The organism is Agromyces cavernae (assembly GCF_021044935.1).
Lineage (GTDB): Bacteria > Actinomycetota > Actinomycetes > Actinomycetales > Microbacteriaceae > Agromyces > Agromyces cavernae.
Genome location: NZ_JAJNMP010000001.1, coordinates 796,048 through 820,369, shown reverse-complemented (window position 1 = coordinate 820,369; position 24,322 = coordinate 796,048). Strand labels below are relative to the sequence as shown.

Annotated in this window: 20 protein-coding genes; 12 read left to right on the top strand and 8 right to left on the bottom strand. The window is 71.3% G+C overall.

Annotation, left to right across the window (positions count from 1 at the left end; translation table 11 throughout):
- Nucleotides 1-35: 35 nt before the first annotated feature.
- Nucleotides 36-1,682, top strand: a complete 1,647-nt coding sequence (locus tag LQ757_RS03770) for a molybdopterin-dependent oxidoreductase (protein WP_231045861.1) — start codon at nucleotides 36-38, stop codon at nucleotides 1,680-1,682.
- 15 nt (nucleotides 1,683-1,697) lie between these two features.
- On the opposite strand, the gene LQ757_RS03765 is transcribed toward LQ757_RS03770, so the two are convergent.
- The gene (locus LQ757_RS03765; RefSeq protein ID WP_231045860.1) at nucleotides 1,698-2,321 is read right to left on the bottom strand and encodes a hypothetical protein; all 624 of its coding nucleotides are present in this window, start codon (nucleotides 2,319-2,321) and stop codon (nucleotides 1,698-1,700) included.
- 194 nt (nucleotides 2,322-2,515) lie between these two features.
- Between LQ757_RS03765 and LQ757_RS03760 the strand changes: the two genes are divergently transcribed.
- The 3 genes from LQ757_RS03760 to LQ757_RS03750 all read left to right on the top strand — a co-directional run bounded on the left by LQ757_RS03760 (nucleotide 2,516) and on the right by LQ757_RS03750 (nucleotide 5,829).
- Nucleotides 2,516-4,345 carry a sensor histidine kinase gene (locus LQ757_RS03760; protein WP_231045859.1) on the top strand — a complete coding sequence of 610 codons (1,830 nt, stop codon included), beginning with the start codon at nucleotides 2,516-2,518 and terminating at the stop codon, nucleotides 4,343-4,345.
- Nucleotides 4,342-5,022: a response regulator gene (locus tag LQ757_RS03755; protein WP_231045858.1), complete on the top strand. Its 681-nt coding sequence runs from the start codon at nucleotides 4,342-4,344 to the stop codon at nucleotides 5,020-5,022. The genes LQ757_RS03760 and LQ757_RS03755 overlap by 4 nt, the downstream gene beginning before the upstream one ends.
- A 240-nt stretch (nucleotides 5,023-5,262) precedes the next feature.
- The gene (locus LQ757_RS03750; protein ID WP_231045857.1) at nucleotides 5,263-5,829 is read left to right on the top strand and encodes a hypothetical protein; all 567 of its coding nucleotides are present in this window, start codon (nucleotides 5,263-5,265) and stop codon (nucleotides 5,827-5,829) included.
- A gap of 59 nt (nucleotides 5,830-5,888) precedes the next feature.
- Here the strand turns inward: LQ757_RS03750 and LQ757_RS03745 are convergent, their stop codons facing one another.
- From LQ757_RS03745 to LQ757_RS03730, 4 genes are read right to left on the bottom strand one after another with little or no spacing between them, the layout of a single operon-like run.
- A complete protein-coding gene (locus LQ757_RS03745) occupies nucleotides 5,889-6,260 on the bottom strand; it encodes an HNH endonuclease (protein ID WP_231045856.1) in 372 nt (123 codons plus the stop codon).
- Between the two features lie 38 nt (nucleotides 6,261-6,298).
- Entirely contained in the window at nucleotides 6,299-8,140 is a 1,842-nt protein-coding gene (locus LQ757_RS03740) for an amidase (protein ID WP_231045855.1), read from the bottom strand.
- Nucleotides 8,137-9,171 (bottom strand): agmatine deiminase family protein, encoded by a 1,035-nt coding sequence (locus LQ757_RS03735; RefSeq protein WP_231045854.1) that lies wholly within the window; start codon nucleotides 9,169-9,171, stop codon nucleotides 8,137-8,139. The genes LQ757_RS03740 and LQ757_RS03735 overlap by 4 nt, the downstream gene beginning before the upstream one ends.
- A complete protein-coding gene (locus LQ757_RS03730; protein WP_231045853.1) occupies nucleotides 9,168-10,712 on the bottom strand; it encodes a purine-cytosine permease family protein in 1,545 nt (514 codons plus the stop codon). The genes LQ757_RS03735 and LQ757_RS03730 overlap by 4 nt, the downstream gene beginning before the upstream one ends.
- A gap of 93 nt (nucleotides 10,713-10,805) precedes the next feature.
- Between LQ757_RS03730 and LQ757_RS03725 the strand changes: the two genes are divergently transcribed.
- The 4 genes from LQ757_RS03725 to LQ757_RS03710 all read left to right on the top strand — a co-directional run bounded on the left by LQ757_RS03725 (nucleotide 10,806) and on the right by LQ757_RS03710 (nucleotide 16,265).
- Complete coding sequence (locus LQ757_RS03725) at nucleotides 10,806-11,441, top strand: TetR/AcrR family transcriptional regulator (RefSeq protein ID WP_231045852.1); 636 nt, start codon at nucleotides 10,806-10,808, stop codon at nucleotides 11,439-11,441.
- 162 nt (nucleotides 11,442-11,603) lie between these two features.
- Complete coding sequence (locus tag LQ757_RS03720; RefSeq protein ID WP_231045851.1) at nucleotides 11,604-15,152, top strand: TM0106 family RecB-like putative nuclease; 3,549 nt, start codon at nucleotides 11,604-11,606, stop codon at nucleotides 15,150-15,152.
- Between the two features lie 89 nt (nucleotides 15,153-15,241).
- On the top strand, nucleotides 15,242-15,523 hold the full coding sequence (locus tag LQ757_RS03715) for a glutaredoxin family protein (RefSeq protein WP_231045850.1): 282 nt from the start codon (nucleotides 15,242-15,244) through the stop codon (nucleotides 15,521-15,523).
- 175 nt (nucleotides 15,524-15,698) lie between these two features.
- Nucleotides 15,699-16,265: a hypothetical protein gene (locus LQ757_RS03710; protein ID WP_231045849.1), complete on the top strand. Its 567-nt coding sequence runs from the start codon at nucleotides 15,699-15,701 to the stop codon at nucleotides 16,263-16,265.
- A 55-nt stretch (nucleotides 16,266-16,320) separates the two neighbouring features.
- Here LQ757_RS03710 and LQ757_RS03705 read toward each other — a convergent pair whose 3' ends face one another.
- The gene (locus LQ757_RS03705; protein WP_231045848.1) at nucleotides 16,321-17,325 is read right to left on the bottom strand and encodes an LLM class F420-dependent oxidoreductase; all 1,005 of its coding nucleotides are present in this window, start codon (nucleotides 17,323-17,325) and stop codon (nucleotides 16,321-16,323) included.
- Nucleotides 17,326-17,435: 110 nt separating this feature from the next.
- Between LQ757_RS03705 and LQ757_RS03700 the strand changes: the two genes are divergently transcribed.
- Nucleotides 17,436-17,774, top strand: coding sequence for a hypothetical protein (locus LQ757_RS03700; protein ID WP_231045847.1), 339 nt, complete (start codon nucleotides 17,436-17,438; stop codon nucleotides 17,772-17,774).
- 124 nt (nucleotides 17,775-17,898) lie between these two features.
- On the opposite strand, the gene LQ757_RS03695 is transcribed toward LQ757_RS03700, so the two are convergent.
- Nucleotides 17,899-19,086, bottom strand: coding sequence for a hypothetical protein (locus tag LQ757_RS03695; RefSeq protein ID WP_231045846.1), 1,188 nt, complete (start codon nucleotides 19,084-19,086; stop codon nucleotides 17,899-17,901).
- A gap of 75 nt (nucleotides 19,087-19,161) precedes the next feature.
- A complete protein-coding gene (locus tag LQ757_RS03690) occupies nucleotides 19,162-20,673 on the bottom strand; it encodes an FAD-binding oxidoreductase (RefSeq protein WP_231045845.1) in 1,512 nt (503 codons plus the stop codon).
- Nucleotides 20,674-20,941: 268 nt separating this feature from the next.
- Here LQ757_RS03690 and LQ757_RS03685 point away from each other — a divergent pair, with 268 nt between their 5' ends.
- The 3 genes from LQ757_RS03685 to LQ757_RS03675 all read left to right on the top strand — a co-directional run bounded on the left by LQ757_RS03685 (nucleotide 20,942) and on the right by LQ757_RS03675 (nucleotide 24,265).
- Entirely contained in the window at nucleotides 20,942-21,997 is a 1,056-nt protein-coding gene (locus LQ757_RS03685; protein ID WP_231045844.1) for an LLM class flavin-dependent oxidoreductase, read from the top strand.
- A gap of 224 nt (nucleotides 21,998-22,221) precedes the next feature.
- Nucleotides 22,222-22,899 carry a response regulator transcription factor gene (locus LQ757_RS03680; RefSeq protein ID WP_231045843.1) on the top strand — a complete coding sequence of 226 codons (678 nt, stop codon included), beginning with the start codon at nucleotides 22,222-22,224 and terminating at the stop codon, nucleotides 22,897-22,899.
- Nucleotides 22,892-24,265, top strand: a complete 1,374-nt coding sequence (locus LQ757_RS03675; RefSeq protein WP_231045842.1) for an ATP-binding protein — start codon at nucleotides 22,892-22,894, stop codon at nucleotides 24,263-24,265. Before LQ757_RS03680 ends, LQ757_RS03675 begins: the two co-directional genes overlap by 8 nt.
- The last annotated feature ends 57 nt before the right edge of the window (nucleotides 24,266-24,322 follow it).

Genomic DNA, 24,322 nt, shown 5'->3' with positions numbered 1-24,322 from the left:
ATCCGGTACGCAGGTGACGGTCGTACGCTGAGCGCATGCCCGACACGAGCGGCACGGTGCGCGGCTGGGTGCTGCCCGCGATCGCGGGTGCGGCATCGGTCGCGTTCGGGGCCGGGCTCGGCGAGCTCACGGCGGCCATCGTCGCGCCGGCATCGAGCCCGTTCGTGGTCGTCGGTTCGCTGCTGATCGATCTCGCGCCGTCGTGGGCGAAGGATGCCGCGATCGCACTGTTCGGCACGGCCGACAAGGCCGCGCTGCTCATCGGCATCGGCCTCGTGCTCGTGGCCGTCGCAGGCGCCGCCGGCGTGCTCGAGGCGCGAAGGCCGCCATGGGGTCGCGTGCTCGTCGGACTCATCGGCGTCGTCGGCGCCGTGGCCGCCGCGACCCGCGCGAACGCGACGATGCTCGCCGTCGTGCCGTCAGCGGTCGCCGCGATCGGCGCCGTGCTCGCGTTGCAGTTCCTCGTGCGGCGGCTCCCCGCTGGTCGAGGAGCGCCCGACGAAGGAGGCGTCACCCCCGCTGGTCGAGGAGCGCCCGGCGAAGGAGGACGCGTCTCGAGACCCGACGCTCCGTCAGCGGATCCCGAGGCGCTCGCTCCTCGACCAACGAATGGGATCGACCGACGGCGCTTCCTCGGCTGGGCGGGCGGCGCCGCGGTGCTCGGCGCACTCGCCGCATTCGGCGGCTACGCCCTGCAGGCTGGCACGCGGGCCGTCACGGCGATCCGCGACTCGATCACACTCCCGCGCGCGGCGACGAGCGCGACCGTGCCCGCATCGGCCGAGCTCGGCATCGACGGCCTCACCTCCGTGATCACGCCGAACACGGAGTTCTACCGCATCGACACCGCGCTCGCGGTACCGGCCGTCGACCCCGCGACCTGGAGCCTGCGCATCCACGGCCTCGTCGACCGCGAGGTGACGCTCACCTGGGACGAGCTGCTCGCGCTCCCCCTCGAGGAGAGCGTGACGACCCTCGCGTGCGTCTCGAACGAGGTCGGCGGCGACCTCATCGGCAACGCGGTGTGGCTGGGCTACCCGATCCGCGAACTGCTCGCGCGCGCCACCCCGAGCGCCGACGCCGACATGGTGCTCTCGCGCAGTGTCGACGGCTTCACCGCCTCGACCCCGCTCACCGTGCTGCAGGATGACCGCAACGCGATCCTCGCCGTCGGCATGAACGGCGAGCCGCTCCCCGCCGAGCACGGATTCCCGGTGCGCATGGTCGTGCCGGGACTCTACGGGTACGTCTCGGCCACGAAGTGGGTCGTCGATCTCGAGGTCACCCGTTTCGACGCGGCATCCGCCTACTGGACCGATCGCGGCTGGAGCGAACGCGGCCCGATCAAGCTGCAGTCCCGCATCGACGTGCCGCGGCAGGGCCAGCAGGTCACCGCGGGCGACGTCGTGATCGCGGGCGTCGCCTGGCACCAGCACGTCGGCATCGCCGGGGTCGAGGTGCAACTCGACGACAGCGATTGGCGTGCGGCGACCCTGGCGACGGCGATCTCCGACGACACGTGGGTGCAGTGGCACTACGAATGGGCGGATGCCCCATCCGGGACCCACACCGTGCGAGTGCGCGCCATCAGCGCCGACGGCGAGGTGCAGACCGCCGAGCGCGTCGGCGTCGTGCCCGACGGCGCGACGGGCCTGCACGATCGCACGTTCGACGTGAGCTAGCGGCGCGCCGCGCTCTCAGGCCGCCGCGGTCTCGATGGTCGGAACGGAGTCAGCACGGCCATCGTGGTTCGCGGACGTCGATGCGGCAATGCAGAGCAGCGCCACCCCGAAGTTGACCGCGGTCTCCATGTACCCTGGGTGCCCCCACGTGCCGACCATTCCCAGCACGATCGTCAAGGGCAGCAGGGCGACGGGAGCGATCAGGAGCATCACCGGGAGCCGGAGCTCACGTCGGCGGATCAGGGCGAAGCCCAAGACGACCGGCACGAGCAGGCTGGTGAGGAATGCCCCGTTGACTACCGAACCGAGCAGCCCGTCGGGGGTGTACCCGGGATCGATGATGCCCGTCCAGCCGTACAAGGCGGCGAAGATCGCGTACCCGGCGATGATGATCCAGCGCAGCACGCGCACGAGCACGCGTCCGCCGTCGATCGATCGTCCGGCTTGAATGAGCGCCGCCCCGAGCAGCACGTAGACGCCGCCGTGCGCGAGGCTCACGGCAGATTGCAGGTAGGGATGGGACCCTTCCAGCCATGGCCCGACCGCGTCGGAATTGTGGGCGTTCCAGACGATGTCCGCGGCCATGATCGTGGAGAGCACGGCCGCGGCGGCCAACGCCGCGAGTGGAAGCAGTTTCATGGTGGATCCCCTTCTGCCTCGGCGGTGCCGGCGGCGCCGCGTCGGCCTGATCCTCCGCTGAATGGCGATGGGCGACATCCGCCCGAATGTGCTCTCGGTTGCACCGCACGGATCGACGGCGCTCGCCTGACGTCGGATACGGGGTCCGACGTTCGTCTGATGCGGGCCGACGGGCGCGGCAGTACGCTCTCGCCATGAGGCTGCGCCGCCCCTCAATCGCCGAAACCGTCGTGGCCGCCGCGTGCGGGCTCTGGGTGGGGCTGTTCCTCGTACCGACGACGGCTTGGGCGATTCCGACCGCGGCGGCGGCCGCCGCATCGACCCTCCTGCTGCCCCAACGGCCGCTGACCGCCGGAGCGGGACTGGCGGCCCTGCAGTGGGCGCTCGCGTTCACGCACGTCACCGACGACAATCCGGCCTTCCTCGCGCCGGTCCTCATCGCCGTCTACGCGCTGGGCCGCCACGCCCCGCTCTGGCCGGGCGTCGCCGTGGCGCTGGCCATCCCGCTGAGCTCGATCGTCGAGTCACCGCCGCCCTCGGCCACCCTCGTGTTCGCACTTCTGCTGACCGCCTCGGTGTTCGCGTACGGGCTGATCGTGCAACGTCGTGCGCGCACGGCCGAGCATTCGCGAGCGACGGCCACCCGGCTGCAGTCGACGGATGCCGCATCCGTCGCCGCCAGCATCGTCGCCGACGAACGCGCCCGGCTCGGCGGACAGGCGCTCGCCCTGTTAAGGGACGCGGTGGAGGGAATGCGATCGGATGCCGCGTCGGCGAAGCGCGACCTCGATATCGACCTCATCGAGTCGATCGCCGCGCGCGGGAGGCAGGCCGTGACCGAGCTGCGGTGGCTGCTCGGCCTCCTGCGGGCCGCGCCGGCGCCGACCCCCGCGACGGCTCCGCGGCGGCGCACTCGGTGGGTCGTCGACATCGGCGTCGCAGCGGTGCTGCTCGCCCTCTGCGTCGTCGAGGTCGGGACCTCGGAGGTCGCCAGGTCGTCTCCACTCGCGTGGACCGTTGCCGTCGGTCTGCCGGTGTGCACCCTCGGGCGGAATCGCCTCACGGCACCGGCACTGGGCGGGGCCGCCGTCGTCGTCGGGTTCGCCGCGATCGGGTGGCTGCCGTTCATCGCGACCGCCCTACTGTGCATCGTCCTGCTGGCATGGTCTGCGGGCGTTGCGGGCCGCCCGATCCACTGGGCGTGCCTCTCCCTGCTCGCCGCGGCCACCATCGCGTGGGTCGCAGTCGACGATCCTCAGAACGTGCCGATCACGGTCGCCTTGATCGCGCTGCCGGCCTTCGCGGGACACGAGTGGTCGGCGCACGACCGCTCCGACCGAGCGGCCAGGGCCCGCGCCGACGAGCTCCGGGCGAACCTCGATGCCCGCATCGACGATGCCCGGCGCGAGGAGCGGCTGCGGATCGCCCGCGATCTGCACGACGTCGCAAGCCACGCCGTCGGGGTGATGGTGCTGCAAGCCTCGGCCGTGCGAGCGCTGCGCGATGGCGATCCCGCGGCCGCCCGCCAAGCGCTCAGCACCATCGACACGACGGCGGAGCAGGCGCTCACCGAACTCGCGATGATGTTCGACCTGCTCGACTCGGGTGCGATCGGCAGCCCCGGCCTCGCTGGGGCAGCCCGCGACCCCCTCCCGGCGATGGTCGACCGCCTGCGGAGCACCGGCCTGCAGATCGTGCTCGAAGCGGGTTCCATTCCCTCGGGACTGGAGGACACCGTGTACCGCATCGTCCAGGAGAGCCTCACGAACGTGGTTCGGCACTCCGACGCGATGCATGTACGCATCTCGGTCGAGGTCGAGGAGGGCGTGCTGTCGGTTCGGGTCGTCGACGACGGGCACGCGATAGATCGCCCCGTCGCCACGGACGGCATCGGGGGCGGCTTCGGATTGGCCGGGATGGCCGAGCGCGTCCACGAACTCGGCGGTGCGTTCCGCGCGGGCCGGGAGGCCCGCGGCTTCGCCGTCGAGGCGACGATGCCCGTCGAGCCCATGGTGCGATCATGACTGAGGCCTCAACCGCGCAGATCCGCGTCCTCGTCGCCGATGATCAGCACCTCATCCGTCGCGGCCTGTGCGCGATCATCGACGCAGAGGCCGACCTGCGAGTTGTGGCGGAGGCCACCGACGGGATGTCAGCCGCAAGCGAAGCCGCCTCCCACCGTGCCGACATCGTGCTCATGGACGTGCAGATGCCCGGTGTCGACGGCATCGAGGGGGTCCGGCTCGTACACGAGTCGCGCCCCGAGGCCCGCGTGGTCATGCTCACCATGTTCGACCTCGACGAATACGTCTTCGGCGCGCTGCGCGCGGGCGCGAGCGGGTTCCTGCTCAAGACGGCGACGCCGGCGGAGCTCGCCGCGGCCATCCGGGCGTCGCACAGTGGCGAGCTCCTGTTCGCTCCATCTGTGACGCGCCGACTGGTGGAGTCCTACGTGCGCGAGCCACCGCCGAGTGACGCGGTGCCGCGCCGACTCGCCGAGCTGACCGGCCGCGAACTCGAGGTCCTGCGGGCGCTCGCGCGCGGCCGGTCGAACGCCGAGATCGGCGCCGAGCTGTTCATGGGTGAGGCGACCGTCAAGACGCACGTCACGAGGATCCTTGCGAAGCTCGGCCTGCGCGACCGCGTGCAGGCCGTCGTGCTCGCCTACGAATGCGGGCTTGCGAGGCGATCGGGCTCCTGATGCGTGCGATCCGATCCGGGGACGCGGCGGACTCGTCCTCGACATAGCGAAGTTGCCTTCGTTCTCCCACACCGCCGCCGGAGCCCCATCTCCTCGGTCGCGCGGTGGGGAGCATCGATCCCGAAGCCCGGCACTTCGGCACTTCGGCACTTCGGCACCGGACTTGAAAGGGGAACCCCACCCGGGGGATGCGCGATGCATGAGAAGACGGTGAAAATCGATGAATCCACAAGTCGGCTCGTGGATGACTTGGCCTACTACCTCGACACGACGAAGAAGGCGATTCTCCGCGACGCCGTCGCGGATTTCGCCGATACACACCGACCACGAGGTCGATACGGCGGAGACGTCAACGAGACCGAGCGAAGGAGCGCAGGCGGTGACCCGGGCGAGAACGATGTCCGCGGCGGGAGCCCAGTCTTCAGCGGGGCCGCTCGCGGGCCGAAATTCGAGGATCTCCCGGTTCGCGAGCGGCTCGAGCTTCGTCGCAGCGAACTCATGCGCGCATTCGCACGCCGCGAGGCCGTCGACATCCGGGTGATGAATCCTCGGCCGCTCCTCGATTGGGACGGTGATCACATCGCCGACGAGTTCGCCGGTGGCGACCTAACAGGCGCGGCCTCCCACGGTGTGCTCGAACTGCTGGTGACGACCGAGGTGGCGGGCGGTGGTGCGGAAGCGATGAAACTCGAGGAGATCGCACGCGAGATCATCCGTGCTCCAGTGCATGTCGAGTCGGCGACGAAACTGCGACTCTTCAGCCCTGCTCGCCTCGAGCAGGCGATCGCCGATTCCCGGCCGCTGTAGCGCCTCGCCTCCGGAAGAACAGGGCGGGTCGGCGCCGCGCTCGTCACGGGGTCACGGGGTCACGGGGTCACGGGGTCAGGGTCGGCGAACCCCGCCGAGAGCGCGAGCGCGATCTCGCGGTGCCGAAGCAGGAACGCGCGCTCGTCGAGCTTCTTGCGCCGCATCCACGACGTGACCTCGTCGTTGCTCTTGCTGGCGTTGCACGATCCGCACGCGGGCACGACGTTCTCGAGCGTGTAGCGTCCGCCGTGCGAGATCGGCAGGACGCAGTCGCGCTGCAGCGGCCGGTCGGCGGCGCGGCAGTAGGCGCACCCGCTCCATGCTGCGGTGAGCGCCGACCACTGCCCGTCGGTGAGATCGTGCGCGACGCGCGCCATGCGACGCTTGCGCCGACGTGAGTACACGGCCGAGCGGGTTCGACTGACCGCCATGGCGCCCAGCGTAAACCCGTGCGAGCCTCAGGGTCGGATCACAACGCCGGGGTCCGCGGAGGCGAGGTGCGGCGGGAGCCCGTGGCCTCGAACGCGGCGGCGAGCACGAGCAGCGCGGTGTCGTCATACGCGCGGCCGGCGAAGGTGAGCCCGACCGGCATGCCGATGTCGGCCATCGTGCCCATCGGCACGGTGACCGTCGGGATGCCGAGGTGACGCGGCACGAGGTTGCCATTCGCGACCCACACGCCGTTGCGCCAGCCGAGATCGGCGGATGCCTCGTTCACGTCCATGTCGGAGGGACCGACATCGGCGACCGCGGGGAACACGACGGCGTCGAGGCCGAGGCCGTCCATCCACTGCTCGAGGTCGATCCGGCGGGTCTCCTCGAGCCCGCGCAGGCCCGCCTCGAGCTCGGGGAGGTCGACGAGGGCAGTGCCCGGGTGCTCGCGCACCCAGCCCGGGTACTCGGCGATGTCGTCGTCGAAGTTCAGATAGCGGTCGGGAAGGGCGCCCTCGGGGTGCGGGAAGATGCGCAAGCCGTCGACGCCGGCGAGCGTGTCGAGCGCCGGGTCGCCGTTCGCTCGGAGGAAGTCGTCCCACGACCACGCTGACAGGTCGATGATCTCGCGGTGCAGGTATTGGGGGGTCACCAGGCCGCGGGTCGAAATCGTCGGCGCTCCAGGCCGGTCGCCCTCGTAGTTCGACACCACGGGGAAGTCGACTTCGACCACTTCGGCGCCGGCCGCCTCGAGGTCGCGCCGCGCGGCCTCCCAGAGCTCGATCACCGAGGCGCGCGTCTCGATGCGCTCACCCGTGGGTCCGCCGATGCCGACCGTGCCGCCCGGCGCCGCAGTGCCTGCCTCGGGGTCGGCGTTGATGTACATGCGTGGCACCCCGATGCGCTTGCCCGCAAGCACGGTTTGTTCGTTCCGGGGGTGCATTCCTGCCACAGTCGCCGGTGAATCGGCCCCGATATGGCGCGAAAGCACCCCCGGAGTGAGAGGGGCGGGGGTCGGGGAGGCGGTTGGGGTGGCGGGGGTGGGGGTAGTGGGGAGGAGCGCGGGGTAGGAGGGCGGGCGCACCTCGGAGGCACGCGGGATCTCGACCCACGGCTGCACTCGCCAGAAGTCGCCGCGCGTGTCGGCGTCGTCGGCGACGATGACGTCGAGCACCTCGAGCAGGTCGGCCATGGTGCGGGTGTGCGGCACGACCACGTCCATGGTGGGTACGAGCGGCCAGTTGCCGCGCACCGAGATGACACCCCTCGAGGGGGTGTATGCGCAGAGCGCGTTGTTCGAGGCGGGCGCACGGCCCGACGACCACGTCTCCTCGCCGAGCCCGAACGCGGCGAACGACGCTGCGGTGGCGGTGCCCGAGCCGTTGGACGAGCCCGAGCCGAACGCGGCCGTGAGGTACTCGGCGTTGTACGGGCTCTCGGCGCGGCCGTAGACGCCGCGCTGCATGCCGCCGTTCGCCATCGGCGGCATGTTCGTGAGCCCGATGAGCACGGCCCCGGCGGCCCGCAGCCGCTCGATCGTGAAGGCGTCGCGCTGCGCGACCAGGTGCTCGAACGCGGGCGAACCCGCCGCCGCGGTCAACCCGCGCGCGAGGTAACTGTCCTTGGCGGTGTAGGGGATTCCGTCGAGCGGACCGAGTGTCTCGCCGCGGGCGCGGCGGGCATCGGATGCCTCGGCATCGGCCCGGGCCTCGGGGTTCATCACGACGAGCGCGGTGAGCGCGGTCGCGGTGTGCGGCCGGTCGTAGGCCTCGATCCGGGCGAGGTACGCGTCGAGCAGCTCGACGGCCGAGACCCGGCCCGACTCGAGTGCCGCGCGCAGGTCGGCGATCGAGGCCTCGACCACGTCGAACCCGCTCATCGCGCCACCACCGGCTGCTGCTGCGTGATGCAGTGGATGCCGCCGCCGCGGGCGAAGATCGGCCGCGAATCGACCGTCACCACACGACGCCCCGGGTACACAGAAGCGAGGATCTCGCGCGCCGAGGCATCCGCTCGCTCTTCACCGAACCCGCACGCGATCACGCCGTCGTTCACGACCAGGTGATTGACGTAGCTCCAGTCGACGAAGCCCTCGTGGTCGCGCAGCGTCTCGGGCGCGGGCAGGTCGATGATGTCCCAGGCGCGGCCGGCGGCGTCGGTCGTGTCGGCGAGCAGCTCGCGCAGCTCGCGCGTGACCTCGAAGTCGGGGTGCTCGGCGTTCGGCTGGTGGTGCAGCAGCAGGCGGCCGGGCGACGGGATCGTCGCGACGATGTCGACGTGCCCGTTGGTGCCGAAGTCGTCGTAGTCGCGCGTGAGTCCGCGCGGTAACCACACGGTGTGGTTCGTGCCGATCGTGCGGGCGAGTTCGGCCTCGACGCGGGCTCGGTCGGCGTAGGGGTTGCGGCGCGGGTCGAGCTGCACGGTGTCGGTGACGAGAACGGTGCCCTCGCCGTCGACGTGGATGCCGCCGCCCTCGTTCACGAGCACGCTCGAAACGAGCTCGGCGCCGACCTGCGCCGCGACGAAGCGGGCGATCTCGGCCGACTTGCGCCATTCGGCCCACTCGGGCGCGCCCCAGCCGTTGAAGACCCAGTCGACCGCGCCGAGCACGCCGGGGCGCTCGTCGTCGACCACGAACGTGGGTCCGAAGTCGCGCATCCAGAACTCGTCGAGCGGCGCCTCGAGGATCTCGATCTCACTCGACAGCATGCGCCGGGCGCGCGCCAGCTCGGTTGGGTCGACGACCATCGTGAGCGGTTCGAACTCGGCGACGGCGTGCGCCACCGCGGTCCACGTCGCGTATCCCTCCTCGCGCTCGGCCTCACCCTCGCCGAGGGTCAGCCCCTCGCGCGGGAACGCCATCCACGTGCGCTCGTGGGGGGTGGTCTCTGCGGGCATGCGCCAGCTCATGCGGTTACCTCCTGGGTGCGGGTATCGGATGTCGCGGCATCCGCCGTCGTCTCATCTTGGTCTGCGGATGCCGCGGCCGCGGCGTTCACCGTCGACGCAGGGCGCCTCGCGGGGTCGCGGTACGGCGAGGTCGTCAGCCAGAGCACGGCGTAGATCGCGCCGCCGAGGATAGGGCCGGCGAACGCCGAGAGGTCGGCACCGCCGAGCGCGGTCGCGATCGGCCCGACGTAGAGGGTCGTGTTGGCCATGAGCACGGCCACGGTCGTGGCCACGAGCATGGCGATCATGCCCGGCCAGAACCATCCGCCCGAGTACCAGAACGGGCTCGTGCGCCGCTCGTCGCTGAGCGCGACGCCGTCGTAGCGGTTGCGGCGCAGCACGATGTCGACCGCGTAGACCGCCACGAGCGGGCCGAGCACCGTGACGCTCAGCTCGAGCGAGGCGTTGAGCGTGTCGAGGAAGCTCGGCGCGATGTAGACGAACCAGCCTGCCAGCACCGTCGCGATGACGCCGGTGATCACGACGGTGGTCGCGCGCGAGACGCGGATGCCGAGCCCCTGCGCGTAGAGGCCGGTGGAGTAGGCGACGAGCACGTTGTTCGTGATGCTGCCGAGCACGACGATCGCGAGGAAGATCGGCGTGAACCAGGCGGGCACGATCTCGCCGATCGTGAGCTGCGGGTCAGTCATGTCGATCGCGGTGGCGGCGACCACGCCGAGGCCGCCGATGAGCACGGCGGGGATGAAGCCGCCGAGCGCGGTCCACCAGGCGACCGCTCGCTTCGACGTGTGCTGCGGCAGGTAGCGCGCGTAGTCGGCGCCGGTTCCCCACGAGAGCGGGCCCGAGGCGACGATCGCGTAGCCGAGCAGCACCATCGCCCAGTGGTCGCCGACCGGCATCGGCGCCGGCGTGTATGAGAAGTCGGCGGCACCGAGCACGAACACGGCGAGGACGACGAACGCGACCGCGAGCGCGGCCGAGAAGACCGGCGCGAGCTTCAGGATGGTCGCGTGGCCGTAGACGCTGAGCACGAAGCTGAGTGCCGCTACGACGACGAGCACGGCCCACTCGGCGCCGGCGGGGAGCGGCACGCCGAGCAGTCCCAGCAGCGCGTTCGCGGCGAGGGTCGCGACAGCGATGTTGATGATCTCGTAGAAGAGCCCGATCGCCACCCCGAGTCCGCCGCCGAAGACGCGGTTGCCCCGAACGCCGAACATGGCACGCATGATCGCCACGCTCGGCGTGCCCGATGCGGGACCGCTCACCGCGAGCCATCCGACCGCCGCCCACCAGAGGTTGCCGACGACCGTGATCGCGAGCGCCTCCCAGATCGAGAGGCCGAGCAGCACGAGCACGCCGCCGAGCACGAAGTAGAGGTAGACGACGTTGGCCGACATCCATACCCAGAACAGCTCGCGCGGGCGACCATGGCGGTCGGATGCCGGGATGACGTCGATGCCGTGGCGCTCGACGTGACCGGCGCGGCCGGCGCCTTCGGCGGGCGGCGGCGCGGTCTCGGGGGTGCGTGCGTAGTTGCTCATCGTTGAGGACTCTCTCGACACGATCGGGGACTCGATCTACTATTGATCATACGATCAATAAGATGCAGTGACGTTACCTACACTGAGGTCAACATGTCAAGCCCCACGCGCAAGAAGGCCGCTCGCAAGTCGCCCGCCGAACGTGCCGCCGAGATCTCCGACGCGGCCCACGAGCTCGCCCTCGAGCAAGGGCTCTCGGCCGTGACGCTGCGCGCCGTCGCCGCTCGCGTCGACGTCGCCCCCGCGCTCGTCGCGCACTACGAGCCCGACATGCAGGCGCTCATCGCGTCGACGTTCGCGTCGATCGTGGCGGCCGAGCTCGCCGAGGTCGACGCCCTCGTCGCCGGGCTGCCGACACCGCGCGAGCGCCTCGCCGCCATGCTCGCGACACTGCTCGACGGCAGCCGCGTCGACGTCACCGTCATCTGGGTCGAGGCCTGGGCGATGGGGCGGCGCAACGAGGCGCTCGCCGCGAGCGTCCGCGACGAGATGGACGCGTGGCAGGCGATGATCCGCGGCGTCGTCGAGGCGGGCGTCGCGTCGAATGAATTCGAGACTGATGACCCGGCCGCGGCCGCGTGGCAGCTGCTGGGCATGATCGACGGGCTGAACGCCCAGGCCCTCGTGCGCTGGGGCGACGCCGCCGACCGCGGCTCGCTCATCTCGCATGCCGTCGAGGGCATGCTCGGGCTCGAACGCGGCGCGCTCGCCCCGCCATCCGTGGGTTGAGGAGCGCCCGACGCAGGAGGTCGCGTCTCGAAACCCCTCGCACTCGAATGGGCTTCGAGACGGCGCTGGCGCGCCTCCTCAACCCACGATGCCGCGTCCCCGAAAGCCGGAGATGTCGGCGGCTCCGGTTACGGTGGGAATCCACGACGGAAGGGGTGATGCATGTACCTGCTCGACGGTTCCGTCGTGACCAGCGCGAGCGACCTCAAGAAGGCGTCCGAGTGCGAGTTCGCGTTCCTGCGAGAGCTCGATGTGAAGCTCGGCCGCGACACGCTCTTCGAGGCGGCCGGCGACGCCATGATGGCGCGCGCGGGGCAGCTCGGCAACGAGCACGAGCGCCGCGTGCTCGAGCGCTATCGCGGCGAGTTCGGCGCGGCGGTCGTCGAGATCGAGCAGCCGAGCGTGCGCGACGCCGACGCGGTCGCGGCGGCCGTCGCCGCCACGGTCGCAGCGCTCGAGTCCGGCGCCGCGGTCGTCTATCAGGCGACGTTCGCCGAGGACGGGTTCATCGGCTTCGCCGACTTCATCGTGCGGCAGCCCGACGGCCGCTACCGCGTGCAGGATTCCAAGCTCGCCCGACACGCACGCGTGACCGCGCTGCTGCAGCTCGCGGCCTATGCCGAGCAGCTCGACCGCCTCGGCATCCCGTGCGACCCCGAGGTCGACCTGCTGCTCGGCGACGGCACGACGAGCCGGCATCAGCGCGACGACATCACCCCCGTCTACCTCAACCGCGTCGCGCGCCTGCGCGAGATCATCGACGATCGCGTGGCCGACTCCGCTCCGGTCGCCTGGGGCGATCCGCGCTATCACCACGACGGTCGCTGCCCGACCTGCGAGCTCGAGGTGCAGGCGCACCGCGACGTGCTCATGGTCGGCGGGCTGCGCGTCACGCAGCGCGAACACCTCGCGTCCGCCGGCCTCACGACGATCGACGAGCTGGCGGCATCGGTCGGCCCCGTTCCGCACGTGCTCGACGCCACCCTCGACGGGCTGCGCGAGCAGGCGCGACTGCAGCTTCAGGCCGAGTCCGCGCAGCTCGCCGCAGAGGCCGCGGGCACGCGCACGGCCGACGATCCGCCCCTGCCGCCGCCGGTCTCGATTCGAGAGGCCAGAGCGCTCGCCGCGATCCCCGAGCCGAGCCCCGGCGATCTCTTCTTCGACTTCGAGGGCGACCCGCTCTACACCGAGGGCGACGGCACCCGGTGGAACCTCGACTACCTGTGGGGCATGGTCGACACCGACGAGCACTACACCGCATTCTGGGCGCACTCGTTCGCCGAAGAGCGCGAGGCCCTCCTCAGATTCCTCGAGTTCGTCAAGCTGCGCCGGGCCGTGCACCCCGACCTGCACATCTACCACTACGCGAGCTACGAGCGCACGCACCTCACCTCGATCGCCGCACGCCACGGCGTCGGCGAGGCCGACGTCGACCAACTGCTGGCCGACGGCGTGCTCGTCGATCTCTACCCCATCGTCAAGCGCGCGGTTCGAGTCGGCAGCCGGTCGTACTCGATCAAGAAGCTCGAGCCGCTCTACATGGGCGAGGCCGAACAGCGCGAGGCCGACGTGAAGTCGGGCGGCGACTCGATCACCGAATACGTTCGGGCGCGAGAACTCGCCGATTCAGGCCGCCCCGACGCTGCCGTCGAGGCGCAGGCGATCCTCGACGACCTTGCCGACTACAACGAGTACGACTGCCTCTCGACCCTGCGACTGCGCGACTGGCTCCTCGACCTCGCCCGCCGAGAAGGCGTGCCCTCGGTGCCGATGCAGGCGCTCATCGAACAGGCCGACGGCAAGGTCTACGAGCCATCGCCGCTCGCCGCGCACCTGCGCGAGCTCGCCGGCCCGACCGATCCCGCCCGCGATGCCGACCGCACCGCGCTCGCGCTCGCCGCGGCCGCCATCGACTACCACGCCCGCGAGGCGAAGAGCTTCTGGTGGAGCCACTTCCTGCGAACCGACCAGCCAGTCGAAGCCTGGCACGACCACCGCGACGTGCTCGTCGTCGATCCGCTCACCTCGCGCGAGACCCAGGCGTGGCACAGCGAGCCTCGGTGGAACAACGCCCGCCGCGAGGTGCTGCTCACGGGCGACATCGCACCCGGCTCGCGGTTCTCGCCGGGCAGCGATGTCTTCCTGCTCTACGAGTGGCCGGCGCCGTTCCCGGCGCGATCGCTGCGCCCGGGCCAGCGCGACTCGACCGACGCGGTCATCCTCGAAGTCACCGAGGCCGGCGTCCTGGTCGAAGAGCGGGGCGTCGCCGGTGAGACGTGGTCGGCCCTTCCCATGGCGATCACCCCAGGCCGCCCGCCGAACACCGACGCGCTGCGCGACGCGATCGCGTCGTGGGCCGACCCGATCCCCGGCGCCCAGCCGCGGCTTCCGCAGAACCCCGCCATGGACGTGCTGCGCCGGCTCGCGCCGCGCGCCACGGGCGGGCTCGTGCCGCACGAGCCGGGCGGCGAGTACGTCGACGCGGTCGTCGCCTCGGTGCGCCGGCTCGAGCACTCGTACCTCGCCGTGCAGGGCCCACCGGGCACCGGCAAGACCTACGTCGCCTCGCACGTCATCGCGCGCCTCGTCGCCGACCACGGGTGGCGCATCGGCGTCGTCGCCCAGTCGCACGCGGTCGTCGAGAACGTGCTCGACGCGGTCATCGGCGCGGGTCTCGGCAGAGAGCGGGTCGGCAAGGCCGTCAAAGACGCATCCGACATCGAGCGATTCACGTTCACGGCGCTGGCCAAGAAAGACCACCTGCGCCAGTTCGCCGACGACCACGCCGGCCACGGATACGTCATCGGCGGCACCGCCTGGGACTTCTGCAACACCAAGCGTGTGGCGCGCGGCGAACTCGACCTGCTCGTGATCGACGAGGCGGGCCAGTTCTCTCTCGCGTCGACGATCGCCGTCTCGGTGTCGGCCCGCAACCTGCTGTTGCTCGGCGACCCGCAGCAGTTGCCGCAGGTGAGCCAGGCACTGCACCCCGAGCCCGTCGACACCTCGGCGCTCGGCTGGGTGGCCGACGGGCACGAGGTGCTGCCGCCCGAGTTCGGTTACTTCCTCGCCGAGAGCCGCCGCATGCACCCAGACGTCGCCGCACCGGTGTCACGGCTCTCGTACGAGAACGCACTGCACTCGCATCCGATCGCCTCTGCGCGTCGGCTCGAGGGCGTCGCCGCGGGGCTCACGGCCGTGCCGATCGCGCACGTCGGCAACAGCACGGCGTCGCCCGAAGAGGCCGAGGTCGTCGTCGAGATCGTGCGCTCGCTGCTCGGGCGTCCGTGGTCCGAGGCGGTCGACACGGCCGCCGGGCCCATGCCCGCTTCCGCGCGGCCGCTCGCCCAGACCGACCTCATCGTCGTCACGCCCTACAACGCGCAACTCGCCACCGTGCGCACCGCGCTCGACGGCGCAGGGTTCATCGATGTGCCGGTCGGCACGGTCGACAAGTTCCAGGGCCAGGAGGCCGTCGTCTCGATCGTGTCGCTCGCCGCCTCGTCCGCCGACGACGTTCCGCGCGGGCTCGAGTTCCTGCTGTTGAAGAACCGGCTCAATGTGGCGATCTCGCGCGCCAAGTGGGCGGCCTACCTCGTCTACTCGCCGGCCCTGCTCGACGGGTTGCCGCGCCGGGCCGAGGGCGTCGCCCAGCTGAGCGCCTTCATCCGACTCGTCGGCGCCGAACTGCCCGCCCGCATCGGCGCCTGACACCTCACCAGCCCCGGGCGCCGCCCGCCTCTCCCGCCGTGAACCCGACGCTGGGAATACCGCACAGGGTACCCACGTAGGTTATAGACATGACTTCCTCCCCTGCGGTCTCCGACCTGAACCCTGCCCGCATCACCATGTACGGCGCCGCCTGGTGCAGCGACTGCCGTCGCTCGAAGGCGCTGCTCGACCGAGAGGGCGTCGACTACGACTACGTCGACCTCGAGGTCGTCGTCGACGGCGCCGACCGCGCGAAGGCGATCAGCGGCCGCACGCAGATTCCCGTCGTCGTGTTCCCCGACGGCACGCACTTCACCGAGCCGACCGACGCCGAGCTCTCCGCGAAGCTCCGCGAGGAGCTCGCGGCGTAAGGTCCGCATGAGCATTCGGGTCCGACCCGTTCGGATCTCGTAACAAACGCGTGACGAGGGCGTGGTCGGCGTACAACTGAACCATGCCGCCGATCACCGGGTCCGAAGGATCCCGCGCAACCTGCGCAGGCGTATCCCGCGCAACATGCGCAGGCGTATCCCGCACAGGTCGCGCATGACGCTCACCCGTATCCTGCCGACGCTCCGGCGCACGATCCCCGACCCCATCGCGGTCGATCGGTGGCCGAGGGCCACACGCGCGACCGTCGGCGACATCGAGGTCGGCGGTGTCTCGCTCCTTCGCCTCACGGACCTCTGCGGGACGCCGGCCGTGCACATCGCCCCCGCGTCGGTGCCCGGGTCGAACGGCACCGTCGCGTCGCCGACGATGCAGGTCGGGGTCGTCGTCGTACGCGTGGTCGAGGCATCCGAGCACCTCGACGGCCGCGCGCGCAGCCTCACCCTCGATGCGGACCTCGGCGCCCTCGACCCGGCGTGGTCCGAGGCGCGCCTTATCGGCCGGGCGTCAGTCGCACGCGCGATCCGCACAGAACTCGGCGCCGGCCCCGGCGACCCGACCGCCACCGCGAGCGCAGACCTTCCGGACGACATCGCGAGCGGCGACCTGATCGCGCTCCCCTATGCCGCCCTCGCCGACGACGCAGGCATCGCACGCCCGTCGAGCGGCTGGCGCGCGAACGCCCCGACGGCGTCACCGGTCGACGACATTGCCGGTCGATGAGCGGTCGCCGCACCGGCGGGCATCAGCGCAGCCCACGCATCAGCTGGGCGCGCATTCAGCGAAGCGCGGGCATGACCTCGGCCGCGAACAGCTCGAGGCCCGACCGGTCGTACGCCGCCTCCGGGGTGTAGATCACGGTGTAGCCGAGCCCGAGTTCGCGGCGCTCCTCGAGCAGCGCGACGATCTCGGCGGGTGTGCCGACGAGCGTGTGGGGGCTGTTGTGGCGGTACTCGCCCATGTAGCGCGCCGTCGCCTCGGGACCGAGGTACGGCGCGACCCGCGCCTCGATGCGATCGAGTCGAGCCGCGACATCCGCCGTATCGGTGCCGATCACGGCGCGGAACTCGGTCGATCGCGTGATCGACGAGAAGTCTCGGCCGAGGGTGTCGCAGTGTCCGCGCAGCACCTTGCTCTTGTGGGCGAACTCCTCGGGCGTGCCGCCGAAGTTCGTGTATGCGGCGTACTTCGCGGCGATCTTCAGCGTCACCTTCTCGCCCCCGCCGGCGACCCAGATCGGAATGCCGCCGGCCTGGAGGGGCCGCGGCTGCACGATCGCGCCGTCGACCTGGTAGTACGTGCCGTGGAGGGTGGCCTGCCCGGTCGTCCACGCCTGGTGCATGATCTCGACGCCCTCGCGCAGGCGCCCGAGCCGTTCGGGGATCGGCGGGAAGCCGTAGCCGTAGGCGCGCCACTCGTGCTCGTACCAGCCGCCGCCGATGCCCATGTCGAGCCGGCCGCCCGAGACGACGTCGACGGTCGCGGCGACCTTCGCGAGGTAGGCCGGGTTGCGATAGCTCATGCACGTGCACATCTGGCCGATGCGCACCCGACTGGTCGACGCGGCATAGGCCGCCATGAGCGACCACGCCTCATGCGTCGCCTCGGTGGACGACGGCGTCGGCACCGTGTGGAAGTGGTCGTACACCCAGATCGTGTCCCACCCCGATGCTGGAGCGTCGGCATAGGCGGCGAGCCCGTGCATCACGTTCCAGTGGTCGCCGGTTTCGATGCCGACGAGGTCGTGACGCCAGCCTTGGGGGACGAACATTCCGAAGCGCATGATCGCCAGCCTACGACGCACGGTGCGACTCGAGGGGCGAGCCCTCGGCATGCTGCGGCTCAGCGCTACCCCTGATGACAGCCTCGGCGCCGCCCCGTACCGTCCGGGGAATGACCGAGAACCATTGCGAAGTCAGTCGAGCCGATTTCGATGCCACGGTCGTCGAGACGTCCGATGCGCGCATCGTGCGCGTCATGGGCCGGGGCGTGTGCCCGACCCCGGGTTGGCGTGTCGAGCTCGTCGCCGCCGCAGGTGTCGAGCACCGCCCCGAGACCATCGTGCTCGAACTGCGCGAGACGCCGCCGAGCCCGTCGCGGCCGGCCGTGCGCTCGCGCGTCTCGTTCGAGGCGATGATCGAGGGGCCGCGCGCTCGTGAGGTCGTCGTTCGCTTCGGGTGGCGCGAGGGGATCACCCTCCCGCTGCGGGATCGATCACCCTCGTTCGCGTGAAACGCCGGCGATCCCAGCGGGATCGCCGGCTTCGTGACGCAAGCCCGGCGCACCGTGACGCTGCGCGGGCGCGGGCGCGGGCGCAGGCGCGGGCGCGGGCGCGGGCGCGGGCGCGGGCGCGACGCTACGCCAGCGCGAACCTGAGCTCGGCGATCGCCGGGCCGTCCCACACCTCGCCGTCGAAATCGTCGCTGCGAACCGTCACGACCTTGCCGCCCTTCGAGATGACCAGGAGCGCGAGCTGCGGAAGGAGGTCGCCGGCGTGCGTGCCGTCGGCGAGCGTCTCGCCGGAACCATGGCCGCTCGCGAACTCGATCGCGCCCGATTCGCGGTCGAGGGTGCCGTTGACGCTCGTGGTGAAGTCGAACCAGAATCGCTCGACCGCGCCGTCGGCGGCCTCTCGGGCGATGGCGGCGAGGTCGCGCTCGACCCGCCCGGCAGTTCCTTCGGTGAGGCCGCGCAGTTCGGTCTCGGCCTCGGCGACGTTGAGGGTCGCGAGCTGCTGGCGGATCGCCTCGTCGACCTCGGCGGCACCGAGCTCGTCGGGACTTCCCGGTACGGGGATCACATGGCGCCCGCTCTTGGCGCGCTCCATGAGCTGGCTGAGCAGCGGCTCGGTGGCGAACACGAAGATCGGCACCTTCAAGTCGGGATCGAGCTGCATGAGCTCAGCGCGAACCGTGTCGGCGACGCGCTTGGCGTAGATGTCGGAGAGGGTCTTCTTGCCCTCGTCGCCCGTGAGGCGGCTGCGGTCGCCGCGCAGGCGGCCGCCGCGCGGGCGCACTTCGCCGGGCTCGCGGTGGGTCGCCGCGTCGACGTTCGCGGTGCTCGACCTGTCGATGTCGAGCTTCACCGCGCGGTCGGTGGGGGTCGCGTGCCAGAGCGACCACTCGTTGGCCGAGACGGTGAGGGCGTACGCCTCCTGATCTTGACTCGGTGCGCGAAGCAACTGACCGAGCGTGAAGTGCGAACCCACGTGGACGGCGTCGTCGAGCCGATTGGGCAGGACGAACACCTCGCTGCAGTCGGGGCCGACGAAGATCGCGATCGAGCGCGAGAGCCCCGCCCACAGTCGCTGGTCGCCGACGATCGCGTCGCGTTCGGCGCGGAGCCGGTCGAGCTCGCCGTTCGATGCGCCCGAGGCCTTGACCTGCTCGATCGCGTCGTCGAACGCGCTCTTCACTGCCACGGCTGAGCGTTCACGTTCGCTCACGACGGGCGACGTCGACGCGTAAATGGTGATGGACGGGTGGTGCGTTCCGGCGAGCGTGGCGAAGTCGGCCGCGGTGGGCAATTGGTAGTGGACGGTCATACGTTCCTCCCCCGATCGCGCGACGTCGATGTCGCTGGCCTCCAGCCTACGAAGGCATGGAGGCCAGCGACACCCCTATCGTGCGACGGGGTGGTTCGACCGCATCACACCGGTCGGGTCGACGGCGTGCTTCACCGCGCGGAGCCGCTCGAGCCGGTCGCCGAACATGCGCTCGGCTGCGAGCTCGTGCTCGGCGAAGTTCAGGTAGTCGAGCGGTGCACGCCACGGTTCGATGCGCGAGAGCAGCCGGCCGAGGGATGCCGCGAGCCCGTCTTCGGCGCCCGGCATCGCGATCCCGACGCCGTAGACGAGGTACTCCGCGTCGAATCCGGCGGTCACGCCGGGCAGGGCGGAGCCCGTCGACTCGGCACGCGTCACGGCGGCTTCGGGGCGCAGGCCTGCCCCGATGTGGCGGATCTCGGCGGACAGGAGCGCGGTCGGGACATCCGGACCCACGGCGGCCAGGAAGGCGCGAACCGCAGCCGGCGGCAGCTCGGTGAGCAGCATGCCGTCGCCGTACCCGGGGGTCGGCCCGGGCGGGTCCATGTGCAGCTGCAGCAGCTCCGATGTCGGCTGCGGGTGCACGGTGTCGATCTCGGGGCCGAGGGCGCGCAGCGGCGCGAGCAGCTCGTCGACGCGCTCGGGCGACTCGAGCATCGCGGCTTCGACGACGACGAACGAGCGACCCGAGAGGAACGGGGGCAGGTCGGGCAGCGGAGGGAAGCGAAGCAGCCGGCCGACGGAGGTCACGGAGTCGGGCACGCCGGCGGTCCACGCGGCCCAGGCCCCCAGTACCTCTTCGGCACGCTCGATGGGCCAGAACATCGTGCCGGCGACGATCTCGGGGATGTCGAAGAGACGGAACTCGAGGGCCGTGACGACGCCGAAGTCGCCCCCGCCGCCGCGCAGCGCCCAGAACAGCTCGGGCTCGTGGACGTCGTCGACGCGGCGGCGCACGCCGTCGACCGTGACGAGCTCGATCGCGACGACGTGGTTCGCGGCGACTCCGTACGTGCGGGCGAGCCAGCTGACACCCCCGCCGAGCGTGTACCCGACGACGCCGACGTCGTGCGAGGATCCCGCGAGGGCGGTCAGCCCGTGCGGTGCGACCGCGGCGACCACGTCGCCCCACTGTGCGCCGGGCTCCACCCGGGCGATGCGCCGCTCGACGTCGACCTCGACGCCCCGCAGCTCGTGCGTGCGCAGCAGGATCGCATCGGCGAGGCCGTTGCCCGCAGCGAGCGGGCCCGCGTTGTGACCGGTGCCCTGCGCTGCCACGGCGAGGCCGAGGCGCTTCGCGACACGCACGGTGTGGGCGATGTCGGCGATGCTCGCGGCCACGACGACCGCGGCGGGCCGCTGGTCGACGGCGAGGTTCCAGGCGGCGCGGGCCTCGTCCCAGCCGGGGTCGGAGGGAGTCACCACACGACCGGCGACGGTCGCGCCGAGGTTGGCGAGCGTCTCGCGCAGCGAGAGGTCGGCGTCGCCGTCGTCGTGGTACCGCGGGGCTTCGAGGATGTCCGTGACGACGGCGTCGGAGGAGCGCTGCGCGGTGCGGTGCGCGGCAGCGGGCACAGGGGTGTTCACAGTCAGGTTCCTTTCGGGGATTCGATCGCGGGCCGGCCGGCCGAGGGCCGGTACTCGACGGCCGCGCGGAATCGCACGGCGCTCGCAACGAGATCCCATCCAATGCCCGGCACCGATCCGCCGAATCAGTGGGCCCCCTCCGATCCCGTCAGGGATAACCCGCATCGCTCGCACGGGGGCCTCGGCCGGGCGAGTCGGCCCGAGGCGGCCCGCGTGAGGCGCGAGGCGCGGAGGAATACCGCAACTCCCGCGGCGGTTGCCGACTGCGATGGACACTCAGCTGCGACTCTCGGTACTCGACCTCGTTCCCGTGCGCTCGGGCCAGACGAGCCGGCAGGCGGTCGCGGCATCCGTTCGCCTCGCGAAGCTCGCCGACCGTCTCGGCTACACGCGCTACTGGTTCGCCGAGCATCACAACATGCCGGCCGTCGCCTCGACGACACCGCCCGTGCTGATCGCCTCGATCGCGGCGCAGACCGAACGCATCCGCGTCGGCTCGGGCGGCGTGATGCTGCCCAACCACGCGCCCCTCGTCGTCGCCGAGCAGTTCGCGGCGCTCGAGGCGCTCGCGCCCGGCCGAATCGACCTCGGCATCGGTCGCGCGCCCGGCAGCGACCCGGTGATCACGCAGCTGCTGCGCATCTCCGGGCCGACCGCCGACGTCGACCGCTTCCCCGACCACATCACCGACATCCTGTCGCTGCTCTCGCCCGACGGCGCGACGCTGCGGCTCACGAGCGGGCGCGAGTACCCGATCATGGCGACGCCGGCGGCGACGGATGTCCCGACGCTGTGGCTGCTCGGATCGAGCGACTACTCGGCCCGCCTGGCCGCGTCGCTGGGCCTGCCGTACGTGTTCGCGAACCACTTCTCGGGCGACGGCCTCGAGCGCGCGCTCGAGCTGTACCGCACCGAGTACACGCCGAGCGAGGCGCATCCCGTGCCCGAGACGTTCCTCACCGTCAACGCATCGGTCGCACCGACCGTCGAGGAGGCGCGGGCGCGTGCCCTCCCGCAGCTCCGCTCGATGGCGCGGCTGCGCACCAACCGGCCGATGCGCCCGCTCGAGACCGTCGAGGAGGCGCAGTCCGCGCCGTCCGACTCGATCGGCGACGAGGTCATCGCCGCGATGGAGAAGCGGTGGATCATCGCGGATGCCGCGGAAGCCGTGACCGAGTTGCGGCGCCTCGCCGACCGGCACGGCATCGACGAGGTCATGGTGGCGCCGATCGGCGGGTCGTACGATGCCGAGCCCGGCGACGCAACCCCGGGTCGTGAGCAGACCCTCGAGCTGCTCGCCGGTGAGCTGCCGCCGGTCGAGTAGCGACGAAGTCGCGTATCGAGACCCGTCGCGAGGTCTCGATACGGCCCTGACGGGCCTACTCGACCGACGCGGTCGCGTATCGAGACCCGTTGACCGGCCAAAGGGGATTCGAGACGGGGCTGCGCGCCTCCTCAACCCGCTGAACCGCTTCAGGCTCGCTTCAGCGGAACCCCGCCAAGATGGGCGGCATCGGCCAAGATGGGTTCACCGGAAAGGAGTCCGCGGTGCGCCTGTTGGTCGTCGAAGACGAGGTTCGCCTCGCCGAGGGGCTCAAGCGCGGCCTCGAGGCCGAGGGGTTCGCCGTCGACGTCGCCGCCAACGGCACCGACGGGCTCTGGTTCGCGCGTGAGAACCAGTACGCCGTCGTGCTGCTCGACATCATGCTGCCGGGCATGAGCGGCTACACGGTGTGCCGCACGCTGCGCGACGAGGGAGACTGGACGCCCGTGCTCATGCTGACCGCGAAGAGCGGCGAGTGGGACCAGGTCGAGGCGCTCGACACCGGCGCCGACGACTACCTGACGAAGCCGTTCTCGTTCGCCGTGCTCGTGGCACGGGTTCGGGCGCTCATCCGGCGCGGATCCGCCCCCCGGCCCGCCGTGCTCGAGGCGGGCGACCTCACCCTCGATCCCGCCACCAAGGCGGTGCAACGCGCCGGGGAGCGCATCGACCTCACCACCCGCGAGTTCACGGTGCTCGAGTTCCTCATGCGTCGCGCGGGCGAGGTCGTCTCGAAGGCCGACATCCTCGGCGGGGTCTGGGACTTCGACTTCGACGGCGACCCGAACATCGTCGAGGTCTACATCCGGCACCTGCGGAACAAGGTCGACCGGCCCTTCGGACGTGCGAGCATCGAGACCCTTCGCGGAGCCGGCTACCGACTGGCGGTCGACGGTGGCTGACGCGACTGCCGGCGCCGCCGAATCCCCCCGCCGCCGCCGGTGGCGGCGAGGCGGCGTGCGCACGCGGATCACGCTCGTCGCGACATCCGTCGTGGCCGTCGCCCTCGTGCTCGGCGCCGTCGGGTTCTGGTTCACGCTGCGCACCTCGCTCCACGACGCGCTTCGCAGCGCCGCCGAGCAGGATGCCGCGGTGATCGCGGAGCGGATCGATGCCGACGGGCTCGGCTCGTTCTCGGAACCCGATGAACGTCTGGTGCAGGTCGTCGACGAGGCGGGCACCATCATCTTCGCCACCGACGACGCACCCGCCACACCGGTCGCCGACGACGACGGCGCCCCGCCGGTGCACGTCGACGGCGAGACGTTCATCACGGCGGTCGAGGGCTTCAGCACCGACGGTGTCGACGGCATCGTGATCGTCGGACGCGATACCGAATCGGCCGACGAGACGCTCGCGACCGTCGCGCGGTTGCTCTGGATCGCGGTGCCGCTCATCACCGTGCTCGTCGCGCTGACGGCGTGGGTCATCGTCGGGCGGGCGCTCTCGCCCGTCGAGCGCATGCGACGCCAGGTCGCCGGCGTGACCGCGGCAACGCTCGCCCAGCGCATCGACGAGCCGCCGGCCGACGACGAGATCGGCCGGCTGGCGCACACCCTGAACGGCATGCTCGATCGACTCGAGGCGGCGCAGGCGACCCAGCGGAGGTTCATCTCGGATGCCTCGCACGAGCTCAAGTCGCCGCTCGCCGCCCTTCGGCAGTATGCCGAGGTCGCACGTGCACACCCCGAGCGAATCACCCTCGACGAACTCGGCGACGCGGTGCTCGACGAGGGCGGGCGGCTCGAGCGGCTCGTGCAGGGCATGCTCGTGCTCGCGAACGCCGACGAGGGTGCCCTTCGCATCGAACACAGCGATGTCGACCTCGACGACCTGCTCCTCGACGAGGCCAAGCGCGTGCGCAGCGCCGCCCGGCTCGCGGTCGACACGAGCGGCATCGCAGCCGCGCGCGTGCAGGGCGACCCCGTCCTGCTGCGCCAGCTCGTGCGCAACCTCGTCGACAACGCCGCCCGGCACGCCGCGACCGGAATCACCCTCACCGTCGCACCGGTCGCCGACGCGACATCCGTCGTGCTCACCGTCAGCGACGACGGCGACGGCATCCCGGCCGACGAACGCGAGCGGGTCTTCGAACGGTTCGTCCGGCTCGACGACGCCCGCGCACGCGACACCGGGGGCAGCGGGCTCGGCCTCGCGATCGTGCGCGAGATCGTCGCGGCGCACGGGGGCGCGGTGCGCATCGATGCCGGAGCCGGCGAACCGGGCACGCGCATGGTCGTGACGCTCCCGGCGACCGCGGGTGACTGACGACTGGCCGCCGCGCCGGTTCACAGGATCTTTCTGCACCGCTTCAGGCTGGCTTCA